This window comes from Escherichia sp. WS1450 (assembly GCF_046487395.1).
Classification (GTDB): Bacteria; Pseudomonadota; Gammaproteobacteria; order Enterobacterales; family Enterobacteriaceae; genus Escherichia; species Escherichia coli.
In genome coordinates this window covers 21,248-44,860 of record NZ_JBJQJO010000019.1, presented here as the reverse complement: position 1 = coordinate 44,860, position 23,613 = coordinate 21,248, and the positions used below count along the sequence as shown (strand labels likewise).

The window sequence follows — 23,613 nt, the reverse complement described above, 5'->3', positions numbered from 1 at the left end:
CGTGCGCGGATTACGCTTCAACAATTGCCAGAATGTCGCTTTCGGACATGATCAACACTTCTTCATTGTCGATCTTCTCAGATTTCACACCGTAGCCATCGTTGAAAATAACGATGTCGCCAACTTTCACATCCAGCGGCTTCACTTCGCCATTTTCAAGGATACGGCCATTGCCGACAGCCAGCACTTCGCCGCGGGTGGATTTAGCCGCTGCAGAGCCGGTCAGAACGATGCCGCCAGCAGATTTAGTTTCAACTTCTTTACGCTTGACGATCACGCGATCATGCAATGGACGAATATTCATTGATAACTCTCCTTTGAGAAAGTCCGTATCTGTTATGGGTGACGCCGGAGCTTACGTGGTTTCCCGGCTGGTGACCAGAGAAATGGGGATGAGGCTTCGCCCCTTCAAGGGGGAAAAAGAAAAAAAATTCTGATCAGCACAAAATCGGGTGAAAACCCTGATTCACCTCACATTTCATCGCAATTTCTTCATCACCGTCATAAGCGAATCTGATTGTGCTACCATCGAAAATCTACGCAGTTGCCCATAATTTGGGCGCAATCGGACATCAACCCATGAGTGGACTCAAACAAGAACTGGGGCTGGCCCAGGGCATTGGCCTGCTATCGACGTCATTATTAGGCACCGGCGTGTTTGCCGTTCCTGCGTTAGCTGCACTGGTAGCAGGCAATAACAGCCTGTGGGCGTGGCCCGTTTTGATTATCTTAGTGTTCCCGATTGCGATTGTGTTTGCGATTCTGGGTCGCCACTATCCCAGCGCAGGCGGTGTCGCGCACTTCGTCGGTATGGCGTTTGGTTCGCGGCTTGAGCGAGTCACCGGCTGGTTGTTTTTATCGGTCATTCCCGTGGGTTTGCCTGCCGCGTTACAAATTGCTGCCGGGTTCGGCCAGGCAATGTTTGGCTGGCATAGCTGGCAACTGTTGTTGGCAGAACTCGGTACGCTGGCGCTGGTGTGGTATATCGGTACTCGCGGTGCCAGTTCCAGTGCTAATCTACAAACAGTTATTGCCGGACTTATCGTCGCGCTGATTGTCGCTATCTGGTGGGCGGGCGATATCAAACCTGCGAGTATCCCCTTCCCTGCACCTGGTAATATCGAACTTACCGGGTTATTTGCTGCGTTATCAGTGATGTTCTGGTGCTTTGTCGGTCTGGAAGCATTTGCCCATCTTGCCTCGGAATTTAAAAATCCAGAGCGTGATTTTCCTCGTGCTTTGATGATTGGTCTGCTGCTGGCAGGATTAGTCTACTGGGGCTGTACGGTAGTCGTCTTACACTTCGACGCCTATGGTGAACAAATGGCGGCAGCAGCATCGCTTCCAAAAATTGTAGTGCAACTGTTCGGTGTAGGAGCGTTATGGATTGCCTGCGTGATTGGCTATCTGGCCTGCTTTGCCAGTCTCAACATTTATATACAGAGCTTCGCCCGCCTGGTCTGGTCGCAGGCGCAACATAATCCTGACCACTACCTGGCACGCCTCTCTTCTCGTCATATCCCGAATAATGCCCTCAATGCGGTACTCGGCTGCTGCGTGGTGAGCACGTTGGTGATTCATGCTTTAGAGATCAATCTGGACGCTCTTATTATTTATGCCAATGGCATCTTTATTATGATTTATCTGTTATGCATGCTGGCAGGTTGTAAATTATTGCAAGGACGTTATCGACTACTGGCGGTGGTTGGCGGGCTGTTATGCGTTCTGTTACTGGCAATGGTCGGCTGGAAAAGTCTCTATGCGCTGATCATGCTGGCGGGGTTATGGCTGTTTCTGCCAAAACGAAAAACGCCGGAAAATGGCATAACCACATAATCCGGCGTTTCGACATTAATCCTGGCGATCGTCTTTATGATCAAGGCGGTCGCGGTCATCATCCTTTCGCTGGTACTCACCATCAAAAGTATTACCGCCACCGGTCCCGGCGCTAAAACCGCCGCCTGGCATGCGAGAAAAGCGCAAATGCGGCATCAACTTCACTGTCAGATGCTTTTGCACCGGCGGCAATAAAAGCAGAAGACCGAGGAAGTCGGTAAAAAAGCCCGGTAATAAAAGCAGCAAACCAGCAATGATCAGCGAAACACTTTTAATCATCTCCGCCGCTGGGTTTTCACCCGCCGCCATTTTTTGCTGCATCAGCACGAAATTCTTAAAGCCCTGGTTGCGTACCAGTGACATACCGATAACTGACGTGAATATAACCAGCACGAGGGTCAGCAATACCCCCAATACATGGGCAACCTGAATAAAGATTGAAATCTCAATATAGACATAAAGAAAAATGGCAATAAAAGGTAACCAGCGCAAAGGTTTCTCCTGTAATAGCAGCCGGTTAAACCCGGCTACCTGAATGGGTTGCGAATCGCGTTCAGCTTATATTGTGGTCATTAGCAAAATTTCAAGATGTTTGCGCAACTATTTTTGGTAGTAATCCCAAAGCGGTGATCTATTTCACAAATTAATAATTAAGGGGTAAAAACCGACACTTAAAGTGATCCAGATTACGGTAGAAATCCTCAAGCAGCATATGATCTCGGGTATTCGGTCGATGCAGGGGATAATCGTCGGTCGAAAAACATTCGAAACCACATATATTCTGTGTGTTTAAAGCAAATCATTGGCAGCTTGAAAAAGAAGGTTCACATGTCAAACAACATTCGTATCGAAGAAGATCTGTTGGGTACCAGGGAAGTTCCAGCTGATGCCTACTATGGTGTTCACACTCTGAGAGCGATTGAAAACTTCTATATCAGCAACAACAAAATCAGTGATATTCCTGAATTTGTTCGCGGTATGGTAATGGTTAAAAAAGCCGCAGCTATGGCAAACAAAGAGCTGCAAACCATTCCTAAAAGTGTAGCGAATGCCATCATTGCCGCATGTGATGAAGTCCTGAACAACGGAAAATGCATGGATCAGTTCCCGGTAGACGTCTACCAGGGCGGCGCAGGTACTTCCGTAAACATGAACACCAACGAAGTGCTGGCCAATATCGGTCTGGAACTGATGGGTCACCAGAAAGGTGAATATCAGTACCTGAACCCGAACGACCATGTTAACAAATGTCAGTCCACTAACGACGCCTACCCGACCGGTTTCCGTATCGCAGTTTACTCTTCCCTGATTAAGCTGGTAGATGCGATTAACCAACTGCGTGAAGGCTTTGAACGTAAAGCTGTCGAATTCCAGGACATCCTGAAAATGGGTCGTACCCAGCTGCAGGACGCAGTACCGATGACCCTCGGTCAGGAATTCCGCGCTTTCAGCATCCTGCTGAAAGAAGAAGTGAAAAATATCCAACGTACCGCTGAACTGCTGCTGGAAGTTAACCTTGGCGCAACAGCAATCGGTACTGGTCTGAACACGCCGAAAGAGTACTCTCCGCTGGCAGTGAAAAAACTGGCTGAAGTCACTGGCTTCCCATGCGTACCGGCTGAAGACCTGATCGAAGCGACCTCTGACTGCGGCGCTTATGTTATGGTTCACGGCGCGCTGAAACGCCTGGCTGTGAAGATGTCCAAAATCTGTAACGACCTGCGCTTGCTCTCTTCTGGCCCACGTGCCGGCCTGAACGAGATCAACCTGCCGGAACTGCAGGCGGGCTCTTCCATCATGCCAGCTAAAGTAAACCCGGTTGTTCCGGAAGTGGTTAACCAGGTATGCTTCAAAGTCATCGGTAACGACACCACTGTTACCATGGCCGCAGAAGCAGGTCAGCTGCAGTTGAACGTTATGGAGCCGGTCATTGGCCAGGCCATGTTTGAATCCGTTCACATTCTGACCAACGCTTGCTACAACCTGCTGGAAAAATGCATTAACGGCATCACTGCTAACAAAGAAGTGTGCGAAGGTTACGTTTACAACTCTATCGGTATCGTTACTTACCTGAACCCGTTCATCGGTCACCACAACGGTGACATCGTGGGTAAAATCTGTGCCGAAACCGGTAAGAGTGTACGTGAAGTCGTTCTGGAACGCGGTCTGTTGACTGAAGCGGAACTTGACGATATTTTCTCCGTACAGAATCTGATGCACCCGGCTTACAAAGCAAAACGCTATACTGATGAAAGCGAACAGTAATCGTACAGGGTAGTACAAATAAAGAAGGCACGTCAGATGACGTGCCTTTTTTCTTGTGAGCAGTAACTTAAAAATAACAATCCAATATCAACTTGTTAAAAAACAAGGAAGGCTAATATGCTAGTTGTAGAACTCATCATAGTTTTGCTGGCGATCTTCTTGGGCGCCAGATTGGGGGGAATAGGTATTGGTTTTGCAGGCGGATTGGGGGTGCTGGTTCTTGCCGCTATTGGCGTTAAACCCGGTAACATCCCGTTCGATGTCATTTCCATTATCATGGCGGTTATCGCCGCTATTTCTGCCATGCAGGTTGCTGGCGGTCTGGACTATCTGGTTCATCAGACAGAAAAGCTGCTGCGCCGTAACCCGAAATACATCACGATCCTCGCGCCGATCGTGACCTATTTCCTGACAATCTTTGCTGGTACTGGCAACATCTCTCTGGCGACACTGCCAGTTATCGCTGAAGTTGCGAAGGAACAAGGCGTCAAACCTTGCCGTCCGCTGTCTACTGCAGTGGTATCCGCGCAGATTGCGATCACCGCATCGCCAATCTCAGCAGCAGTGGTTTACATGTCTTCCGTAATGGAAGGTCATGGCATCAGCTACCTCCATCTGCTCTCCGTGGTCATCCCGTCCACCCTGCTGGCGGTTCTGGTGATGTCCTTCCTGGTCACTATGCTGTTCAACTCCAAACTCTCTGACGATCCGATTTATCGCAAGCGTCTGGAAGAAGGCCTGGTTGAACTGCGCGGTGAAAAGCAGATTGAAATCAAATCCGGTGCAAAAACGTCCGTCTGGCTATTCCTGCTGGGCGTAGTTGGCGTGGTTATCTATGCAATCATCAACAGCCCAAGCATGGGTCTGGTTGAAAAACCGCTGATGAACACCACCAACGCAATCCTGATCATCATGCTCAGCGTTGCAACTCTGACCACCGTTATCTGTAAAGTCGATACCGACAACATCCTCAACTCCAGCACCTTCAAAGCAGGTATGAGCGCCTGTATTTGTATCCTGGGTGTTGCGTGGCTGGGCGATACTTTCGTTTCCAACAACATCGACTGGATCAAAGATACCGCTGGTGAAGTGATTCAGGGTCATCCGTGGCTGCTGGCCGTCATCTTCTTCTTTGCTTCTGCTCTGCTGTACTCTCAGGCTGCAACCGCAAAAGCACTGATGCCGATGGCTCTGGCACTGAACGTTTCTCCGCTGACCGCTGTTGCTTCTTTCGCTGCGGTGTCAGGTCTGTTCATTCTGCCGACCTACCCGACGCTGGTTGCTGCGGTACAGATGGATGACACGGGTACAACCCGTATCGGTAAATTCGTCTTCAACCATCCGTTCTTCATCCCGGGTACTCTGGGTGTTGCCCTGGCCGTTTGCTTCGGCTTCGTGCTGGGTAGCTTCATGCTGTAATGATCAATCGCGGGGCTTCAGGCCCCGCTTTCTTTCCCGCCGACTAACATCCTTCCCCCGTCCGTTGTATAGTGACCTCTCTCTTGCGGTTCCATCTGTTCTTGCGAGGTGTTTATGCTTGATGAAAAAAGTTCGAATACCGCGTCTGTCGTGGTGCTATGTACGGCACCGGATGAAGCGACAGCCCAGGATTTAGCCGCCAAAGTGCTGGCGGAAAAACTGGCGGCCTGCGCGACCTTGATCCCCGGCGCAACCTCTCTTTATTACTGGGAAGGTAAGCTGGAGCAAGAATACGAAGTGCAGATGATTTTAAAAACTACCGTATCTCACCAGCAGGCACTGCTGGAATGCCTGAAGTCTCATCATCCATATCAAACCCCGGAACTTCTGGTTTTACCTGTTACACACGGAGACACAGATTACCTCTCATGGCTCAACGCATCTTTACGCTGATCCTGCTACTTTGCAGCACTTCCGTTTTTGCCGGATTATTCGACGCGCCGGGACGTTCACAATTTGTCCCCGCGGATCAAGCCTTTGCTTTTGATTTTCAGCAAAACCAACATGACCTGAATCTGACCTGGCAGATCAAAGACGGTTATTACCTCTACCGTAAACAGATCCGCATTACGCCGGAACACGCGAAAATTGCCGACGTACAGCTGTCGCAAGGCGTCTGGCATGAAGATGAGTTTTACGGCAAAAGCGAGATTTACCGCGATCGGCTGACGCTTCCCGTAACCATCAACAAGGCGAGTGCGGGAGCGACGTTAACTGTCACCTACCAGGGCTGTGCTGATGCCGGTTTCTGTTATCCGCCAGAAACCAAAACCGTTCCGTTAAGCGAAGTGGTCGTCAACAACTCAGCGCCACAGCCTGTGTCTGTTCCGCAGCAAGAGCAGCCCACCGCGCAATTGCCCTTTTCCGCGCTCTGGGCGTTGTTGATCGGTATTGGTATCGCCTTTACGCCATGCGTGCTGCCAATGTACCCACTGATTTCTGGTATCGTGCTGGGCGGTAAACAGCGGCTCTCCACTGCCAGAGCATTGTTGCTGACCTTTATTTATGTGCAGGGGATGGCGCTGACTTACACGGCACTGGGTCTGGTGGTTGCCGCCGCAGGGTTACAGTTCCAGGCGGCGCTACAGCACCCATACGTGCTCATTGGCCTCGCTATCGTCTTTACCTTGCTGGCGATGTCAATGTTTGGCTTGTTTACTCTGCAACTCCCCTCTTCGCTGCAAACACGTCTCACGCTGATGAGCAATCGCCAACAGGGCGGCTCACCTGGCGGTGTGTTTGTTATGGGGGCGATTGCCGGACTGATCTGTTCACCATGCACCACCGCACCGCTTAGCGCGATTCTGCTGTATATCGCCCAAAGCGGGAACATGTTGCTGGGGGGCGGCACGCTTTATCTCTATGCGTTGGGCATGGGCCTGCCGCTGATGCTAATAACCGTCTTTGGTAACCGCCTGCTGCCGAAAAGCGGCCCGTGGATGGAACAAGTCAAAACCGCGTTTGGTTTTGTGATCCTCGCACTGCCGGTCTTCCTGCTGGAGCGAGTGATTGGTGATATATGGGGATTACGCTTGTGGTCGGCGCTTGGTGTCGCATTCTTTGGCTGGGCCTTTATCACCAGCCTACAGGCCAAACGCGGCTGGATGCGCGTGGTGCAAATAATCCTGCTGGCAGCGGCATTAGTTAGCGTGCGCCCACTTCAGGATTGGGCATTTGGTGCGACGCATACCGCGCAAACTCAGACGCATCTCAACTTTACACAAATCAAAACGGTAGATGAGTTAAATCAGGCGCTCGTTGAAGCCAAAGGCAAACCGGTGATGTTAGATCTCTATGCCGACTGGTGCGTCGCCTGTAAAGAGTTTGAGAAATACACCTTCAGCGACCCGCAGGTGCAAAAAGCGTTAGCAGACACGGTATTACTTCAGGCCAACGTCACTGCCAACGACGCACAAGATGTGGCGCTGTTAAAGCATCTTAATGTCCTTGGCCTACCGACAATTCTCTTTTTTGACGGACAAGGCCAGGAGCATCCACAAGCACGCGTCACGGGCTTTATGGATGCTGAAACCTTCAGCGCACATTTGCGCGATCGCCAACCGTGAACGACACTTGCAGTGGGAAAGACGGAGGAAAATAGCGTGCAACGTGAAGATGTACTGGGAGAAGCCCTGAAATTATTAGAATTACAAGGGATTGCCAACACCACGCTGGAGATGGTTGCTGAACGTGTGGATTATCCACTGGACGAGCTGCGCCGTTTCTGGCCAGACAAAGAGGCAATCCTCTACGATGCGCTGCGTTATCTTAGCCAACAGATAGATGTCTGGCGTCGTCAGCTGATGCTGGACGAAACGCAAACCGCCGAACAAAAGCTGCTGGCACGTTATCAGGCGTTATCGGAGTGCGTTAAAAACAACCGCTATCCGGGCTGTCTGTTTATCGCTGCCTGTACGTTTTATCCCGATCCTGGCCACCCTATTCATCAACTGGCCGATCAGCAAAAAAGCGCGGCCTACGATTTCACCCACGAACTGTTAACCACGCTGGAAGTTGACGATCCGGCGATGGTAGCAAAGCAGATGGAACTGGTGCTGGAAGGCTGTTTAAGCCGAATGCTGGTGAATCGTAGCCAGGCGGATGTCGACACCGCACATCGGCTGGCAGAAGATATCCTGCGCTTCGCTCGCTGCCGCCAGGGTGGCGCACTGACCTGACAGAAACACAGAAAAGAAGCGATTTGCCGCAATCTTAAGCAGTTGAATCGCTTTTACTGAAATTAGGTTGACGAGATGTGCAGATTACGGTTTAATGCGCCCCGTTGCCCGGATAGCTCAGTCGGTAGAGCAGGGGATTGAAAATCCCCGTGTCCTTGGTTCGATTCCGAGTCCGGGCACCAAATTCATATAAACGGACCTCCACGGAGGTCCGTTTTTCGTTTCAGGACGCCACAATTTAAGCGTTCTGCCTAAAAATCATTTCTACCGAACTCAACCAAATTCTCCCCACAACACCAGCATTTTGCGGGTATATCCCAATTCGGGAAAATTTGTTCCTGAGCTATAGCGCTGACTGACGTGAAATGTCGTGCGACCCCGTGATGCTGTTGAATGTCAAATGACGTCATCAGGAGCGTAACGCATCCATAAAGCACAACACCGGTCTGAACGCCGACTGATGAGATTTTCTGAATGAGAACAAAGAGAAATGTATCAGTCCGCTTGCTCATGCAAAGACTAACAATCCATTAAAATAGTAAGCGCTCCGGACAATTTTCCATGGATTATTTTCTGAACATTTTTCTTTGGCAAAGATGATGAATTTTGATGGTAAGGAATATTACTTCTGGTTCTCAGTAAAATCCTTTCTCAATACTATGTGATCAAGAAGTTTATGTCTGGTAAAAATAACGTCTTGCATTCACCAATAATATGTAAATAAACCCATCTATAGATGGTAAAAATAGGTTGTGGCAATTATCATTGCATCATTCCCTTTTCGAATGAGTTTCTATTATGCAACAACCTGTAGTTCGCGTTGGCGAATGGCTTGTTACTCCGTCCATAAACCAAATTAGCCGCAATGGGCGTCAACTTACCCTTGAGCCGAGATTAATCGATCTTCTGGTTTTCTTTGCTCAACACAGTGGCGAAGTACTTAGCAGGGATGAACTTATCGATAATGTCTGGAAGAGAAGTATTGTCACCAATCACGTTGTGACGCAGAGTATCTCAGAACTACGTAAGTCATTAAAAGATAATGATGAAGATAGTCCTGTCTATATCGCTACTGTACCAAAGCGCGGCTATAAATTAATGGTGCCGGTTATCTGGTACAGCGAAGAAGAGGGAGAGGAAATAATGCTATCTTCGCCTCCCCCTATACCAGAGGCGGTTCCTGACACAGATTCTCCCTCCCACAGTCTTAACATTCAAAACACCGCAACGCCACCTGAACAATCCCCAGTTAAAAGCAAACGATTCACTACCTTTTGGGTATGGTTTTTTTTCCTGTTGTCGTTAGGTATCTGTGTAGCACTGGTAGCGTTTTCAAGTCTTGATACACGTCTTCCGATGAGCAAATCGCGTATTTTGCTCAATCCACGCGATATTGACATTAATATGGTAAATAAAAGTTGTAACAGCTGGAGTTCCCCGTATCAGCTCTCTTACGCGATAGGCGTGGGTGATTTGGTGGCGACATCACTTAACACCTTCTCCACCTTTATGGTGCATGACAAAATCAACTACAACATTGATGAACCGAGCAGTTCCGGTAAAACATTATCTATTGCGTTTGTTAATCAGCGCCAATACCGTGCTCAACAATGCTTTATGTCGGTAAAATTGGTAGACAATGCAGATGGTTCAACCATGCTGGATAAACGTTATGTCATCACTAACGGTAATCAGCTGGCGATTCAAAATGATTTACTCCAGAGTTTATCAAAAGCGTTAAACCAACCGTGGCCACAACGAATGCAGGAGATGCTCCAGCAAATTTTGCCTCATCGTGGTGCGTTATTAACTAATTTTTATCAGGCACATGATTATTTACTGCATGGCGATGATAAATCATTGAACCGTGCCAGTGAATTATTAGGTGAGATTGTTCAATCATCCCCAGAATTTACCTACGCGAGAGCAGAAAAAGCATTAGTTGATATCGTGCGCCATTCTCAACATCCTTTAGATGAAAAACAATTAGCAGCACTGAACACAGAAATAGATAACATTGTTACACTACCGGAATTGAATAACCTGTCCATTATATATCAAATAAAAGCGGTCAGTGCTCTGGTAAAAGGTAAAACAGATGAGTCTTACCAGGCGATAAATACTGGCATTGATCTTGAAATGTCCTGGCTAAATTATGTGTTGCTTGGCAAGGTTTATGAAATGAAGGGGATGAACCGGGAAGCAGCTGATGCATATCTCACCGCCTTTAATTTACGCCCAGGGGCAAACACCCTTTACTGGATTGAAAATGGTATATTCCAGACTTCTGTTCCTTATGTTGTACCTTATCTCGACAAATTTCTCGCTTCAGAATAAGTAACTCCCGGGTTGATTTATGCTCGGCAATATTTATTGTTGAGTTTTTGTATGTTTCTGTTGGTATAATATGTTGCGGCAATTTATTTGCCGCATAATTTTTATTACATAAATTTAACCAGAAAATGTCCCGCAATCCATTGTAAACATTGAATGTTTATCTTTTCATGATATCAACTTGCGATCCTGATGTGTTAATAAAAAACCTCAAGTTCTCACTTACAGAAACTTTTGTGTTATTTCACCTAATCTTTAGGATTAATCCTTTTTTCGTGAGTATTCTTAGCGCCAGTTTGGTCTGGTCAGGAAATAGTTATACATCATGACCCGGACTCCAAATTCAAAAATGAAATTAGGAGAAGAGCATGAGTTCTGCCAAGAAGATCGGGCTATTTGCCTGTACCGGTGTGGTTGCCGGTAATATGATGGGGAGCGGTATTGCATTATTACCTGCGAACCTAGCAAGTATCGGTGGTATTGCTATCTGGGGTTGGATTATCTCTATTATTGGTGCAATGTCGCTGGCGTATGTATATGCCCGACTGGCAACAAAAAACCCGCAACAAGGTGGCCCAATTGCTTATGCCGGAGAAATTTCCCCTGCATTTGGTTTTCAGACAGGTGTTCTTTATTACCATGCTAACTGGATTGGTAACCTGGCGATTGGTATTACCGCTGTATCTTATCTTTCCACCTTCTTCCCAGTATTAAATGATCCTGTTCCGGCGGGTATCGCCTGTATTGCTATCGTCTGGGTATTTACCTTTGTAAATATGCTCGGCGGTACCTGGGTAAGCCGTTTAACCACTATTGGTCTGGTGCTGGTTCTTATTCCTGTGGTGATGACTGCTATTGTTGGCTGGCATTGGTTTGATGCTGCAACTTATGCAGCTAACTGGAATACTGCGGATACCACTGATGGTCATGCGATCATTAAAAGTATTCTGCTCTGCCTGTGGGCCTTCGTGGGTGTTGAATCCGCAGCAGTAAGTACTGGTATGGTTAAAAACCCGAAACGTACCGTTCCGCTGGCAACCATGCTGGGTACTGGTTTAGCAGGTATTGTTTATATCGCTGCGACTCAGGTGCTTTCCGGTATGTATCCGTCTTCTGTAATGGCAGCTTCCGGTGCTCCGTTTGCAATCAGTGCTTCAACTATCCTCGGTAACTGGGCTGCGCCGCTGGTTTCTGCATTCACCGCCTTTGCGTGCCTGACTTCTCTGGGCTCCTGGATGATGTTGGTAGGCCAGGCAGGTGTACGTGCCGCTAACGACGGTAACTTCCCGAAAGTTTATGGTGAAGTCGACAGCAACGGTATTCCGAAAAAAGGTCTGCTGCTGGCTGCAGTGAAAATGACTGCCCTGATGATCCTCATCACTCTGATGAACTCTGCCGGTGGTAAAGCATCTGACCTGTTCGGTGAACTGACCGGTATCGCAGTACTGCTGACTATGCTGCCGTACTTCTACTCTTGCGTTGACCTGATTCGTTTTGAAGGCGTTAACATCCGCAACTTTGTCAGCCTGATCTGCTCTGTACTGGGTTGCGTGTTCTGCTTCATCGCGCTGATGGGCGCAAGCTCCTTCGAGCTGGCAGGTACCTTCATCGTCAGCCTGATTATTCTGATGTTCTACGCTCGCAAAATGCACGAGCGCCAGAGCCACTCAATGGATAACCACACAGCGTCTAACGCACATTAATTAAAAGTATTTTCCGAGGCTCCTCCTTTCATTTTGTCCCATGTGTTGGGAGGGGCCTTTTTTACCTGGAGATATGACTATGAACGTTATTGCAATATTGAATCACATGGGGGTTTATTTTAAAGAAGAACCCATCCGTGAACTTCATCGCGCGCTTGAACGTCTGAACTTCCAGATTGTTTACCCGAACGACCGTGACGACTTATTAAAACTGATCGAAAACAATGCGCGTCTGTGCGGCGTTATTTTTGACTGGGATAAATATAATCTCGAGCTGTGCGAAGAAATTAGCAAAATGAACGAGAACCTGCCGTTGTACGCGTTCGCTAATACGTATTCCACTCTCGATGTAAGCCTGAATGACCTGCGTTTACAGATTAGCTTCTTTGAGTATGCGCTGGGTGCTGCTGAAGATATTGCTAATAAGATCAAGCAGACCACTGACGAATATATCAACACTATTCTGCCTCCGCTGACTAAAGCACTGTTTAAATATGTTCGTGAAGGTAAATATACTTTCTGTACTCCTGGTCACATGGGCGGTACTGCATTCCAGAAAAGCCCGGTAGGTAGCCTGTTCTATGATTTCTTTGGTCCGAACACCATGAAATCTGATATTTCCATTTCAGTATCTGAACTGGGTTCTCTGCTGGATCACAGTGGTCCACACAAAGAAGCAGAACAGTATATCGCTCGCGTCTTTAACGCAGACCGCAGCTACATGGTGACCAACGGTACTTCCACTGCGAACAAAATTGTTGGTATGTACTCTGCTCCGGCAGGCAGCACCATTCTGATTGACCGTAACTGCCACAAATCGCTGACCCACCTGATGATGATGAGCGATGTTACGCCAATCTATTTCCGCCCGACCCGTAACGCTTACGGTATTCTTGGTGGTATCCCACAGAGTGAATTCCAGCACGCTACCATTGCTAAGCGCGTGAAAGAAACACCAAACGCGACCTGGCCGGTACATGCCGTAATTACCAACTCTACCTATGATGGTCTGCTGTACAACACCGACTTCATCAAGAAAACACTGGATGTGAAATCCATCCACTTTGACTCCGCGTGGGTGCCTTACACCAACTTCTCACCGATTTACGAAGGTAAATGCGGTATGAGCGGTGGCCGTGTAGAAGGGAAAGTGATTTACGAAACCCAGTCTACTCACAAACTGCTGGCGGCGTTCTCTCAGGCTTCCATGATCCACGTTAAAGGTGACGTAAACGAAGAAACCTTTAACGAAGCCTACATGATGCACACCACCACTTCTCCGCACTACGGTATCGTGGCGTCCACTGAAACCGCTGCGGCGATGATGAAAGGCAATGCAGGTAAGCGTCTGATCAACGGTTCCATTGAACGTGCGATCAAATTCCGTAAAGAGATCAAACGTCTGAGAACGGAATCTGATGGCTGGTTCTTTGATGTATGGCAGCCGGATCATATCGATACCACTGAATGCTGGCCGCTGCGTTCTGACAGCACCTGGCACGGCTTCAAAAACATCGATAACGAGCACATGTATCTTGACCCGATCAAAGTCACCCTGCTGACTCCGGGGATGGAAAAAGACGGCACCATGAGCGACTTCGGTATTCCGGCCAGCATCGTGGCGAAATACCTCGACGAACATGGCATCGTTGTTGAGAAAACCGGTCCGTATAACCTGCTGTTCCTGTTCAGCATCGGTATCGATAAGACCAAAGCACTGAGCCTGCTGCGTGCTCTGACAGACTTCAAACGTGCGTTCGATCTGAACCTGCGTGTGAAAAACATGCTGCCGTCTCTGTATCGTGAAGATCCTGAATTCTATGAAAACATGCGTATTCAGGAACTGGCTCAGAATATCCACAAACTGATTGTTCACCACAATCTGCCGGATCTGATGTATCGCGCATTTGAAGTTCTGCCGACCATGGTAATGACTCCGTATGCTGCGTTCCAGAAAGAGCTGCACGGTATGACCGAAGAAGTTTACCTCGACGAAATGGTAGGTCGTATTAACGCCAATATGATCCTTCCGTATCCGCCGGGAGTTCCTCTGGTAATGCCGGGTGAAATGATCACCGAAGAAAGCCGTCCGGTTCTGGAGTTCCTGCAGATGCTGTGTGAAATCGGCGCTCACTATCCGGGCTTTGAAACCGATATTCACGGTGCATACCGTCAGGCTGATGGCCGCTATACCGTTAAGGTATTGAAAGAAGAAAGCAAAAAATAATTAGCTCGTACAAGGGAAGTGGCTTGCCACTTCCCTTTTTTGCTCATAAGGAGAACACATGAAAACACCCTCACAGCCGCGCGCGATATACTATATCGTGGCGATCCAAATCTGGGAGTACTTCAGTTTTTACGGCATGCGTGCCTTACTCATTCTCTATCTCACCCATCAGCTTGGTTTTAATGATAACCATGCCATCAGCCTGTTCAGCGCATATGCTTCTCTGGTTTACGTTACCCCTATTCTCGGCGGCTGGCTTGCCGACCGCCTGCTCGGCAACCGCACTGCAGTGATTGCCGGCGCGCTGTTAATGACCCTTGGCCATGTGGTGCTGGGCATTGATACAAATTCAACTTTTAGCCTGTATCTGGCGCTGGCTATCATTATTTGTGGCTACGGTTTATTCAAATCAAACATCAGCTGTTTACTTGGCGAGCTCTACGACGAGAAAGATCATCGACGTGATGGCGGTTTTTCGCTGCTGTATGCTGCGGGCAATATCGGTTCTATCGCAGCCCCCATCGCCTGCGGCCTGGCTGCTCAGTGGTATGGATGGCATGTTGGCTTTGCCCTTGCGGGTGGCGGCATGTTTATCGGTTTGTTGATTTTCTTAAGCGGTCATCGTCATTTCCAGTCCACGCGTAGTATGGATAAAAAAGCGCTCACAAGCGTCAAATTTGCCTTACCAGTATGGAGCTGGTTAGTGGTGATGCTCTGTTTAGCCCCTGTATTTTTTACCCTGCTGCTGGAGAACGACTGGTCAGGATATTTGCTGGCGATCGTTTGCCTCATTGCCGCACAAATCATTGCCCGCATGATGATCAAATTCCCCGAACACCGCCGTGCTCTTTGGCAAATTGTATTGTTGATGTTTGTCGGGACATTATTCTGGGTACTGGCACAACAGGGCGGCAGTACCATCAGCTTGTTTATCGATCGCTTTGTGAATCGTCAGGCATTCAATATTGAAGTACCTACTGCACTATTCCAGTCAGTGAACGCAATTGCGGTGATGCTCGCTGGGGTTGTTCTGGCCTGGCTGGCGTCGCCAGAAAGCCACGGCAACTCAACATTGCGCGTCTGGCTGAAGTTTGCCTTTGGCTTATTGCTGATGGCTTGTGGCTTTATGTTGCTGGCATTTGATGCCCGACATGCAGCGGCTGACGGTCAAGCGTCAATGGGCGTGATGATATCCGGGCTGGCGCTAATGGGCTTTGCCGAACTCTTTATTGACCCGGTGGCGATTGCGCAAATCACGCGTCTGAAAATGTCTGGCGTATTAACCGGTATTTATATGCTGGCAACAGGCGCGGTCGCCAACTGGCTGGCAGGCGTCGTGGCACAGCAGACCACAGAGTCGCAAATTAGCGGTATGGCAATTGCAGCTTACCAGGGATTCTTTTCTCAGATGGGTGAGTGGACGTTGGCTTGTGTCGCGATCATCGTGGTATTGGCCTTTGCTGCCCGTTTTCTGTTTAGCACGCCGACGAATATGATACAGGAGAGCAACGATTAACTGTCGTAAAAACAATTGGTTATGAATGAATTAACTTTCAGTTTATCACACTAGTAAATCGAGATTAATAAGTTATTTAAACCATTTTTATGGTTATTTATTAGTGATATCAACTTGAGGTAAGCGTTAGTTTCGATAAGATAAACTGAGTTATTAATAGTCGAGGCAGATAATACAGTGTACCGATCTGTCTCTTTATCTACGCTAAATTGAAAGCTGGATTTAGAGGAACCAAAATGTCTGAACGAGAAACACGGGGAGCCAATGAGGCTATTGATTTTAACGATGAACTGAGAAATCGCCGCGAAAAACTGGCGGCACTGCGTCAGCAAGGTGTGGCGTTTCCCAATGATTTTCGCCGCGACCATACCTCTGACCAGTTGCACGAAGAGTTTGATGCGAAGGATAACCAGGAACTGGAATCCTTAAACATTGAAGTCTCGGTTGCTGGCCGAATGATGACCCGTCGTATCATGGGGAAAGCCTCCTTTGTAACGTTGCAGGATGTCGGTGGCCGTATTCAACTGTACGTTGCAAGAGATAGCCTGCCAGAAGGTGTTTATAACGATCAGTTTAAAAAATGGGATCTGGGTGACATTATCGGTGCCCGCGGTACGCTGTTTAAGACGCAAACGGGTGAGCTTTCCATTCACTGTACTGAGCTGCGCCTGCTGACTAAAGCACTACGTCCTTTACCAGATAAATTCCATGGTCTGCAGGATCAGGAAGTCCGTTATCGTCAACGTTATCTGGACCTCATCGCTAACGATAAATCCCGTCAAACGTTTGTTGTCCGTTCAAAAATTCTGGCCGCTATCCGTCAGTTCATGGTCGCGCGCGGCTTTATGGAAGTAGAAACCCCGATGATGCAGGTAATTCCAGGTGGGGCATCTGCTCGCCCGTTTATTACCCATCATAATGCTCTGGATTTAGATATGTATCTGCGTATCGCGCCGGAGCTGTATCTGAAACGTCTGGTTGTAGGCGGTTTTGAACGGGTATTCGAAATCAACCGTAACTTCCGTAATGAAGGTATTTCTGTTCGCCATAATCCTGAGTTCACAATGATGGAACTCTACATGGCGTATGCGGATTACCACGATTTGATTGAACTGACGGAGTCCCTGTTCCGCACCCTGGCACAAGAGGTTCTTGGTACCACTAAAGTCACTTATGGCGAGCATGTGTTTGATTTCGGCAAACCGTTTGAAAAACTTACCATGCGCGAAGCAATCAAAAAATATCGTCCAGAAACCGATATGGCCGACCTGGATAATTTTGATGCTGCTAAAGCATTAGCTGAATCTATCGGTATTACGGTAGAGAAAAGCTGGGGGCTGGGACGTATTGTGACGGAGATCTTTGATGAAGTGGCAGAAGCACATCTGATTCAGCCAACCTTTATTACGGAATATCCGGCAGAAGTGTCACCGCTGGCACGCCGTAATGATGTTAACCCGGAAATCACCGACCGTTTTGAATTCTTCATCGGTGGTCGTGAAATCGGTAATGGTTTTAGCGAATTAAACGACGCAGAAGACCAGGCTGAACGTTTCCAGGAACAGGTTAACGCTAAAGCTGCAGGTGACGACGAAGCCATGTTCTATGACGAAGATTACGTGACTGCGCTGGAATATGGTCTGCCGCCAACCGCTGGTCTGGGTATTGGTATCGACCGAATGATTATGCTGTTTACTAACAGCCATACTATTCGCGACGTTATTCTCTTCCCAGCGATGCGCCCACAGAAATAAATTTCACTAAATGAACGAAGCAGTCAGGCGACTGCTTCGTTCGTCGTTCCGCAAATCCAGTTTTGAGGAGAGACGCTTCGTTTCAAGATAACCAGCGGGTCCACTCAACTACAGCTCCTAAAAGAGAGAAAAAAGTAATGCCACAGGCAGACTCATTGGCCAGGTTATTCCTACCAGGAATGCACTAAGTAAACGAATATGTGTTTTCTCATGTGAGATAAACCAGATAATGACAAAGGATATGTTCACACCAATCACATAAAAAATTAATATTTTAGAGAATAGTGCCATTTTTTATGTTCTTCTTATCCTTCCTGGCTACTTGTAAAACTGACGGAAATAGTCATCAACGGTCATAATGTTGAGGTCAAAATCAATATCCGGTAAGTCTAAGCATTTAAGCCTGATTAAATCTTCGATTTCACTTGCGGCTAACGATGTCGTTATTGCGAAGGAATTTTCATTCAATTGTCGTGGTATCCCATATTCATCAGCCACGATAGAGGAGAAATTCATATCATACATCAATGATCTTAACCTTAAGAACACTGAGGAATAAGATGATGGATAATCAAAAGAAACAACATAAGTATTGAACTTGTTTTTACCTTCCATAATATGACTCCTATCAATTTTAAACGCTCTGGGGACGCAAAACTTATTAACCCCGATCGATGATTCTCATATAGGAGATATTCTTTTTTTTTTGCTCAGTAAAGGGGATGACTTGGGACAAAAAAACGCGCTCTCTGACCATTCTTTGTGCATCCCCCTACCCTTCAGATGCTCTCCTGCATCACCCCGCGGAGAGCATGAAAAATATCGTGACTCTGTACTCTCCCATCAACTGCGAATATCATCATACTCCCGCGTTTTATCAAATTCGTGTTTCGCAAATGGACATAATGGGATAATTTTTCGTTTTTCCCGACGCATTTTTTCCACGACTTTCGCAACCAGCTGTTTACCAATCCCTTGCCCTTTCAGGCTTTCATCGACATCGGTATGTTCGATAATCGCTAAATTCTCTCCGGTCGGCACAAAGACAATTTCAGCGATTTGCTTGCCCTGTTCGTCATTAATGTAAAATTTATTGTGGCCTTCGCGTATTTCCATTTTACCCTCGCTTATTTATGACGGTATTTCAGCGCGCCACTCGGGCACGTATCAATCACTTTCACCACAGTGGCGACGTCGACTTCATCCGGCATGATCCACGGCTTACGTTTGAGATTAAATAACTTGCCGTTGCCACGTACGCAATTGCCAGAATGCTGACATATCGCAGTATTGAAATAGACATCGATCTTTTCGCCGGTATAACAGCGATAACCCCCGTCCAGTAGCGCCCGATCCATGACCTTCCCTCTCTCATCAGTATGGTTTTCACTATAAGCATAGCCCTGGAATCTTCATACAGCACTGGCAGTTTCCGTTGCCAGAATCTCTTCCCCTATATAGCCAATCATTCTTACTCCCTTTGAATTACCCGCCTCATCAGAGATAATGCTTAAGAAATTTGTCACACAAGGAAGCTGATGAGACATTCATTGCCCTACCGCATGTTACGCAAACGTCCGATGAAATTGAGTACCACTGTGATCTTAATGGTCAGCGCGGTACTGTTCTCGGTGCTATTGGTGGTGCATCTGATTTACTTCTCGCAAATCAGTGATATGACGCGAGACGGGCTAGCCAACAAGGCACTGGCGGTGGCGCGTACCCTCGCCGACTCGCCGGAAATCCGTCAGGGCTTGCAGAAAAAACCGCAGGAGAGCGGCATCCAGGCCATCGCGGAAGCCGTGCGCAAACGCAACGATCTGCTGTTTATTGTCGTTACCGATATGCAAAGTCTTCGCTACTCGCATCCTGAAGCCCAGCGTATTGGTCAGCCATTTAAAGGTGATGACATCCTTAAAGCGCTGAATGGCGAAGAAAATGTCGCTATCAATCGCGGTTTTCTGGCGCAGGCTTTACGCGTATTTACCCCCATCTACGATGAAAATCATAAGCAAATTGGCGTGGTGGCGATCGGCCTTGAGTTAAGCCGCGTGACCCAACAGATCAATGACAGTCGCTGGAGCATTATCTGGTCGGTATTATTTGGCATGCTGGTCGGACTGATTGGCACCTGCATTCTGGTTAAAGTACTGAAAAAAATTCTTTTTGGCCTGGAACCCTACGAAATCTCCACGCTGTTTGAGCAGCGCCAGGCCATGTTGCAGTCCATCAAAGAAGGCGTCGTTGCCGTGGACGATCGCGGTGAAGTCACGCTGATCAACGATGCCGCACAAGAATTGCTGAATTACCGTAAGTCGCAGGACGATGAGAAGCTGTCGACGCTAAGCCACTCGTGGTCACAGGTAGTAGATGTCTCGGAAGTGTTACGCGACGGTACGCCGCGCCGCGACGAAGAGATTACGATTAAAGACCGGCTATTACTGATCAACACCGTTCCGGTGCGCAGTAATGGCGTTATCATCGGTGCCATTTCAACCTTCAGAGACAAAACTGAAGTACGTAAACTGATGCAGCGACTCGACGGTCTGGTCAACTATGCTGACGCACTTCGTGAACGATCCCACGAATTTATGAATAAATTGCATGTGATTCTCGGATTATTGCATCTGAAGAGTTATAAGCAGTTGGAAGATTACATTCTCAAAACAGCCAATAACTATCAGGAAGAGATTGGCTCTCTGCTGGGTAAGATCAAATCTCCGGTTATCGCTGGTTTTTTAATCAGCAAGATTAACCGCGCGACCGATTTAGGCCATACGCTGATTTTAAACAGTGAAAGCCAACTGCCAGACAGCGGCAGTGAGGACCAGGTCGCGACGCTGATTACCACATTGGGAAATCTGATAGAAAACGCGCTGGAAGCATTAGGGCCGGAACCCGGAGGCGAAATTAGCGTAACATTGCACTACCGTCACGGCTGGCTGCACTGTGAAGTTAACGATGATGGACCGGGGATCGCACCCGACAAAATCGATCACATTTTTGACAAAGGTGTCTCGACAAAAGGAAGCGAGCGAGGCGTCGGTTTAGCACTTGTCAAACAACAGGTAGAAAATCTCGGCGGCAGCATCGCCGTGGAATCGGAACCCGGGATTTTCACACAATTTTTTGTCCAGATACCCTGGGACGGGGAGAGGTCGAACAGATGATCAATGTATTAATTATCGATGACGACGCAATGGTCGCGGAGCTGAATCGCCGATACGTAGCACAAATCCCAGGCTTTCAATGCTGTGGAACAGCCTCGACGCTGGAGAAAGCCAAAGAGATTATCTTCAATAGCGATACGCCTATCGACCTGATATTGCTCGATATCTATATGCAAAAAGAGAACGGGCTCGATTTACTGCCTGTCCTGCATAACGCGCGTTGCAAAAGTGATGTGATTGTCATCTCCTCCGCAGCCGATGCGGCAACCATTAAAGATTCCCTGCATTACGGTGTTGTGGATTACCTGATCAAACCCTTCCAGGCTTCCCGCTTTGAAGAGGCGCTCACCGGCTGGCGGCAAAAGAAAATGGCGCTGGAAAAACATCAGTATTATGACCAGGCCGAGCTTGATCAGCTAATCCACGGCAGCAGCTCCAACGAGCAGGATCCTCGTCGCTTGCCAAAAGGCTTAACGCCGCAGACGTTACGCACGCTGTGCCAGTGGATTGACGCGCATCAGGACTATGAGTTTTCAACCGACGAGCTGGCTAACGAGGTTAACATCTCGCGTGTTTCCTGCCGAAAATACCTCATCTGGCTGGTCAACTGCCACATCTTGTTCACCAGTATCCATTATGGCGTCACAGGGCGTCCGGTTTACCGTTACCGTATTCAGGCAGAACACTACTCACTGCTGAAACAATATTGCCAATAACGGATCGCTGGTTATCTGTAAGTAATAATTATTACCGTAATGCAAAATACCCCTGGCACAAGTTACATTCTTCATCAGTAAAACTTGTGCCAGATCAAATATAATTATCCCTCCATCATCGTTAAAAATTAATATCTCTTCAGATGAACGGTGTTTTTAATTTCAAAACGCTAACAAAAGTTAATTAACTATTATGTCACCCGCATTATGTGTATTTTTACCCACAAATGGGTAGATCAGATTAATCTATAAACCTAATGATATCTGCCCTGAGAACAAAAAATAGACCGATAAATATCAATAAGATAACAGCAAACAAAACATTAACATCTGCGCAGTACAAACTATAAACCCATCGCCAGAGAGTTTTTCTCTCTGAAAAAGCCGCTTATCACAGTGCATAAATTTGCCGCTGCTTTAATCAGCCAATATTCACTGTGAGGTATTTGCTAAAGCCGGTAACGACCAAACGGATATTTAGTCAGGCTCTGAAAACAGTTCATACAAAACAGAACGTGACTGTGATCTATTCAGCAAAAATTTAAATAGGATTATCGCGAGGGTTCACACATGTTATTTACTATCCAACTTATCATAATACTGATATGTCTGTTTTATGGTGCCAGAAAGGGTGGTATCGCGCTGGGTTTATTAGGCGGTATCGGTCTGGTCATTCTGGTCTTCGTCTTCCACCTTCAGCCAGGTAAACCACCGGTTGATGTCATGCTGGTTATCATTGCGGTGGTGGCGGCATCGGCGACCTTGCAAGCTTCGGGCGGTCTTGATGTCATGCTGCAAATTGCCGAGAAGCTGCTGCGCCGCAACCCGAAATATGTCTCAATTGTCGCGCCGTTTGTGACCTGTACGCTGACCATTCTTTGCGGTACGGGTCATGTGGTTTACACCATTCTGCCGATCATCTACGACGTCGCCATTAAGAACAACATCCGTCCGGAACGCCCGATGGCGGCAAGTTCTATCGGTGCACAGATGGGGATTATCGCCAGTCCGGTGTCGGTTGCGGTCGTGTCTCTGGTTGCAATGCTGGGTAATGTCACCTTTGATGGTCGCCATCTTGAGTTCCTCGACCTGCTGGCAATCACCATTCCATCGACGTTAATCGGTATCCTGGCGATCGGTATCTTCAGCTGGTTCCGCGGTAAAGATCTGGATAAAGACGAAGAGTTCCAGAAATTCATCTCCGTACCGGAAAACCGTGAGTATGTTTACGGTGATACCGCGACGCTGCTCGATAAAAAACTGCCGAAAAGCAACTGGCTTGCAATGTGGATCTTCCTCGGGGCAATCGCTGTAGTCGCACTTCTTGGTGCTGATTCGGACCTGCGTCCATCCTTCGGTGGCAAACCGCTGTCGATGGTACTGGTTATTCAGATGTTTATGCTGCTTACCGGGGCGCTGATTATTATCCTGACCAAAACCAATCCCGCGTCTATCTCAAAAAACGAAGTCTTCCGTTCCGGTATGATCGCCATCGTGGCGGTGTACGGTATCGCATGGATGGCAGAAACCATGTTCGGTGCGCATATGTCTGAAATTCAGGGCGTACTGGGTGAAATGGTGAAAGAGTATCCGTGGGCCTATGCCATTGTTCTGCTGCTGGTTTCTAAGTTTGTAAACTCTCAGGCTGCGGCGCTGGCGGCGATTGTTCCGGTCGCGCTGGCGATCGGCGTTGATCCAGCATACATCGTGGCTTCAGCACCGGCTTGCTACGGTTATTACATCCTGCCGACTTATCCGAGCGATCTGGCAGCGATTCAGTTTGACCGTTCCGGCACCACCCACATCGGTCGCTTCGTCATCAACCACAGCTTTATTCTGCCGGGGTTGATTGGTGTGAGCGTATCGTGCGTCTTCGGCTGGATCTTCGCCGCGATGTACGGGTTCTTATAAATGCACTTTGCGTGCCGCCCGTGA

The 23,613-nt window shown here is 47.9% G+C and carries 20 protein-coding genes, 1 tRNA gene and 1 pseudogene; 16 read left to right on the top strand and 6 right to left on the bottom strand.

Translation table 11 applies throughout. From position 1 onward, the window contains the following. Positions 1-10 precede the first annotated feature (10 nt). Positions 11-304 carry a co-chaperone GroES gene (locus ACJHYR_RS19450; protein ID WP_001026276.1) on the bottom strand — a complete coding sequence of 98 codons (294 nt, stop codon included), beginning with the start codon at positions 302-304 and terminating at the stop codon, positions 11-13. A gap of 275 nt (positions 305-579) precedes the next feature. Between ACJHYR_RS19450 and yjeH the strand changes: the two genes are divergently transcribed. Further along, positions 580-1,836, top strand: a complete 1,257-nt coding sequence (gene yjeH / locus ACJHYR_RS19445) for an L-methionine/branched-chain amino acid transporter (RefSeq protein WP_000015852.1) — start codon at positions 580-582, stop codon at positions 1,834-1,836. Between the two features lie 15 nt (positions 1,837-1,851). On the opposite strand, the gene ACJHYR_RS19440 is transcribed toward yjeH, so the two are convergent. Beyond that, positions 1,852-2,328 (bottom strand): FxsA family protein, encoded by a 477-nt coding sequence (locus tag ACJHYR_RS19440; protein ID WP_001267445.1) that lies wholly within the window; start codon positions 2,326-2,328, stop codon positions 1,852-1,854. A gap of 336 nt (positions 2,329-2,664) precedes the next feature. On the opposite strand from ACJHYR_RS19440, the gene aspA reads away from it, so the two are divergent. The 12 genes and pseudogenes from aspA (at position 2,665) to lysS (ending at position 17,792) form a co-directional block, all read left to right on the top strand. Beyond that, on the top strand, positions 2,665-4,101 hold the full coding sequence (gene aspA, locus ACJHYR_RS19435) for an aspartate ammonia-lyase (RefSeq protein ID WP_000069437.1): 1,437 nt from the start codon (positions 2,665-2,667) through the stop codon (positions 4,099-4,101). Positions 4,102-4,218: 117 nt separating this feature from the next. Continuing rightward, complete coding sequence (dcuA, locus tag ACJHYR_RS19430; protein WP_000961959.1) at positions 4,219-5,520, top strand: anaerobic C4-dicarboxylate transporter DcuA; 1,302 nt, start codon at positions 4,219-4,221, stop codon at positions 5,518-5,520. Positions 5,521-5,634: 114 nt separating this feature from the next. Next, positions 5,635-5,973, top strand: coding sequence for a divalent cation tolerance protein CutA (cutA, locus tag ACJHYR_RS19425; RefSeq protein WP_000883400.1), 339 nt, complete (start codon positions 5,635-5,637; stop codon positions 5,971-5,973). Then, positions 5,949-7,646 (top strand): protein-disulfide reductase DsbD, encoded by a 1,698-nt coding sequence (dsbD, locus tag ACJHYR_RS19420; protein ID WP_410233131.1) that lies wholly within the window; start codon positions 5,949-5,951, stop codon positions 7,644-7,646. Before cutA ends, dsbD begins: the two co-directional genes overlap by 25 nt. A 36-nt stretch (positions 7,647-7,682) precedes the next feature. Further along, positions 7,683-8,258 carry a transcriptional regulator gene (locus ACJHYR_RS19415; RefSeq protein ID WP_001188520.1) on the top strand — a complete coding sequence of 192 codons (576 nt, stop codon included), beginning with the start codon at positions 7,683-7,685 and terminating at the stop codon, positions 8,256-8,258. A gap of 106 nt (positions 8,259-8,364) precedes the next feature. Beyond that, a tRNA-Phe gene (locus tag ACJHYR_RS19410) sits at positions 8,365-8,440 on the top strand. 242 nt (positions 8,441-8,682) lie between these two features. Next, positions 8,683-8,797: pseudogene (locus tag ACJHYR_RS19405) on the top strand (integrase); the annotation flags it as partial. A gap of 259 nt (positions 8,798-9,056) precedes the next feature. After that, positions 9,057-10,595, top strand: a complete 1,539-nt coding sequence (gene cadC, locus ACJHYR_RS19400; protein ID WP_001187199.1) for a lysine decarboxylation/transport transcriptional activator CadC — start codon at positions 9,057-9,059, stop codon at positions 10,593-10,595. A gap of 365 nt (positions 10,596-10,960) precedes the next feature. Continuing rightward, positions 10,961-12,295: a cadaverine/lysine antiporter gene (gene cadB / locus ACJHYR_RS19395; protein WP_000092909.1), complete on the top strand. Its 1,335-nt coding sequence runs from the start codon at positions 10,961-10,963 to the stop codon at positions 12,293-12,295. Positions 12,296-12,374: 79 nt separating this feature from the next. Further along, positions 12,375-14,522 (top strand): lysine decarboxylase CadA, encoded by a 2,148-nt coding sequence (cadA, locus tag ACJHYR_RS19390; RefSeq protein WP_001295383.1) that lies wholly within the window; start codon positions 12,375-12,377, stop codon positions 14,520-14,522. A gap of 58 nt (positions 14,523-14,580) precedes the next feature. Further along, positions 14,581-16,038: a dipeptide/tripeptide permease DtpC gene (dtpC, locus tag ACJHYR_RS19385; RefSeq protein WP_072837429.1), complete on the top strand. Its 1,458-nt coding sequence runs from the start codon at positions 14,581-14,583 to the stop codon at positions 16,036-16,038. 236 nt (positions 16,039-16,274) lie between these two features. Further along, the gene (gene lysS / locus ACJHYR_RS19380; RefSeq protein ID WP_000003806.1) at positions 16,275-17,792 is read left to right on the top strand and encodes a lysine--tRNA ligase; all 1,518 of its coding nucleotides are present in this window, start codon (positions 16,275-16,277) and stop codon (positions 17,790-17,792) included. 117 nt (positions 17,793-17,909) lie between these two features. On the opposite strand, the gene ghoT is transcribed toward lysS, so the two are convergent. From ghoT to yjdI, 4 genes are all read right to left on the bottom strand, one after another. Continuing rightward, entirely contained in the window at positions 17,910-18,083 is a 174-nt protein-coding gene (ghoT, locus tag ACJHYR_RS19375) for a type V toxin-antitoxin system toxin GhoT (protein WP_001173343.1), read from the bottom strand. 27 nt (positions 18,084-18,110) lie between these two features. Beyond that, complete coding sequence (ghoS, locus tag ACJHYR_RS19370) at positions 18,111-18,407, bottom strand: type V toxin-antitoxin system endoribonuclease antitoxin GhoS (RefSeq protein WP_000398619.1); 297 nt, start codon at positions 18,405-18,407, stop codon at positions 18,111-18,113. Positions 18,408-18,635: 228 nt separating this feature from the next. Next, entirely contained in the window at positions 18,636-18,908 is a 273-nt protein-coding gene (locus tag ACJHYR_RS19365) for a GNAT family N-acetyltransferase (RefSeq protein WP_000405647.1), read from the bottom strand. Between the two features lie 11 nt (positions 18,909-18,919). Next, a complete protein-coding gene (gene yjdI, locus ACJHYR_RS19360) occupies positions 18,920-19,150 on the bottom strand; it encodes a 4Fe-4S mono-cluster protein YjdI (protein WP_000373291.1) in 231 nt (76 codons plus the stop codon). A 180-nt stretch (positions 19,151-19,330) separates the two neighbouring features. Here yjdI and ACJHYR_RS19355 point away from each other — a divergent pair, with 180 nt between their 5' ends. The 3 genes from ACJHYR_RS19355 (at position 19,331) to dcuB (ending at position 23,589) form a co-directional block, all read left to right on the top strand. After that, positions 19,331-20,962 carry a sensor histidine kinase gene (locus tag ACJHYR_RS19355; RefSeq protein WP_001216477.1) on the top strand — a complete coding sequence of 544 codons (1,632 nt, stop codon included), beginning with the start codon at positions 19,331-19,333 and terminating at the stop codon, positions 20,960-20,962. Further along, the gene (gene dcuR / locus ACJHYR_RS19350) at positions 20,959-21,678 is read left to right on the top strand and encodes a two-component system response regulator DcuR (RefSeq protein ID WP_000611288.1); all 720 of its coding nucleotides are present in this window, start codon (positions 20,959-20,961) and stop codon (positions 21,676-21,678) included. The genes ACJHYR_RS19355 and dcuR overlap by 4 nt, the downstream gene beginning before the upstream one ends. 570 nt (positions 21,679-22,248) lie before the next feature. Further along, positions 22,249-23,589: an anaerobic C4-dicarboxylate transporter DcuB gene (dcuB, locus tag ACJHYR_RS19345; RefSeq protein WP_000899522.1), complete on the top strand. Its 1,341-nt coding sequence runs from the start codon at positions 22,249-22,251 to the stop codon at positions 23,587-23,589. Positions 23,590-23,613 lie beyond the last annotated feature (24 nt).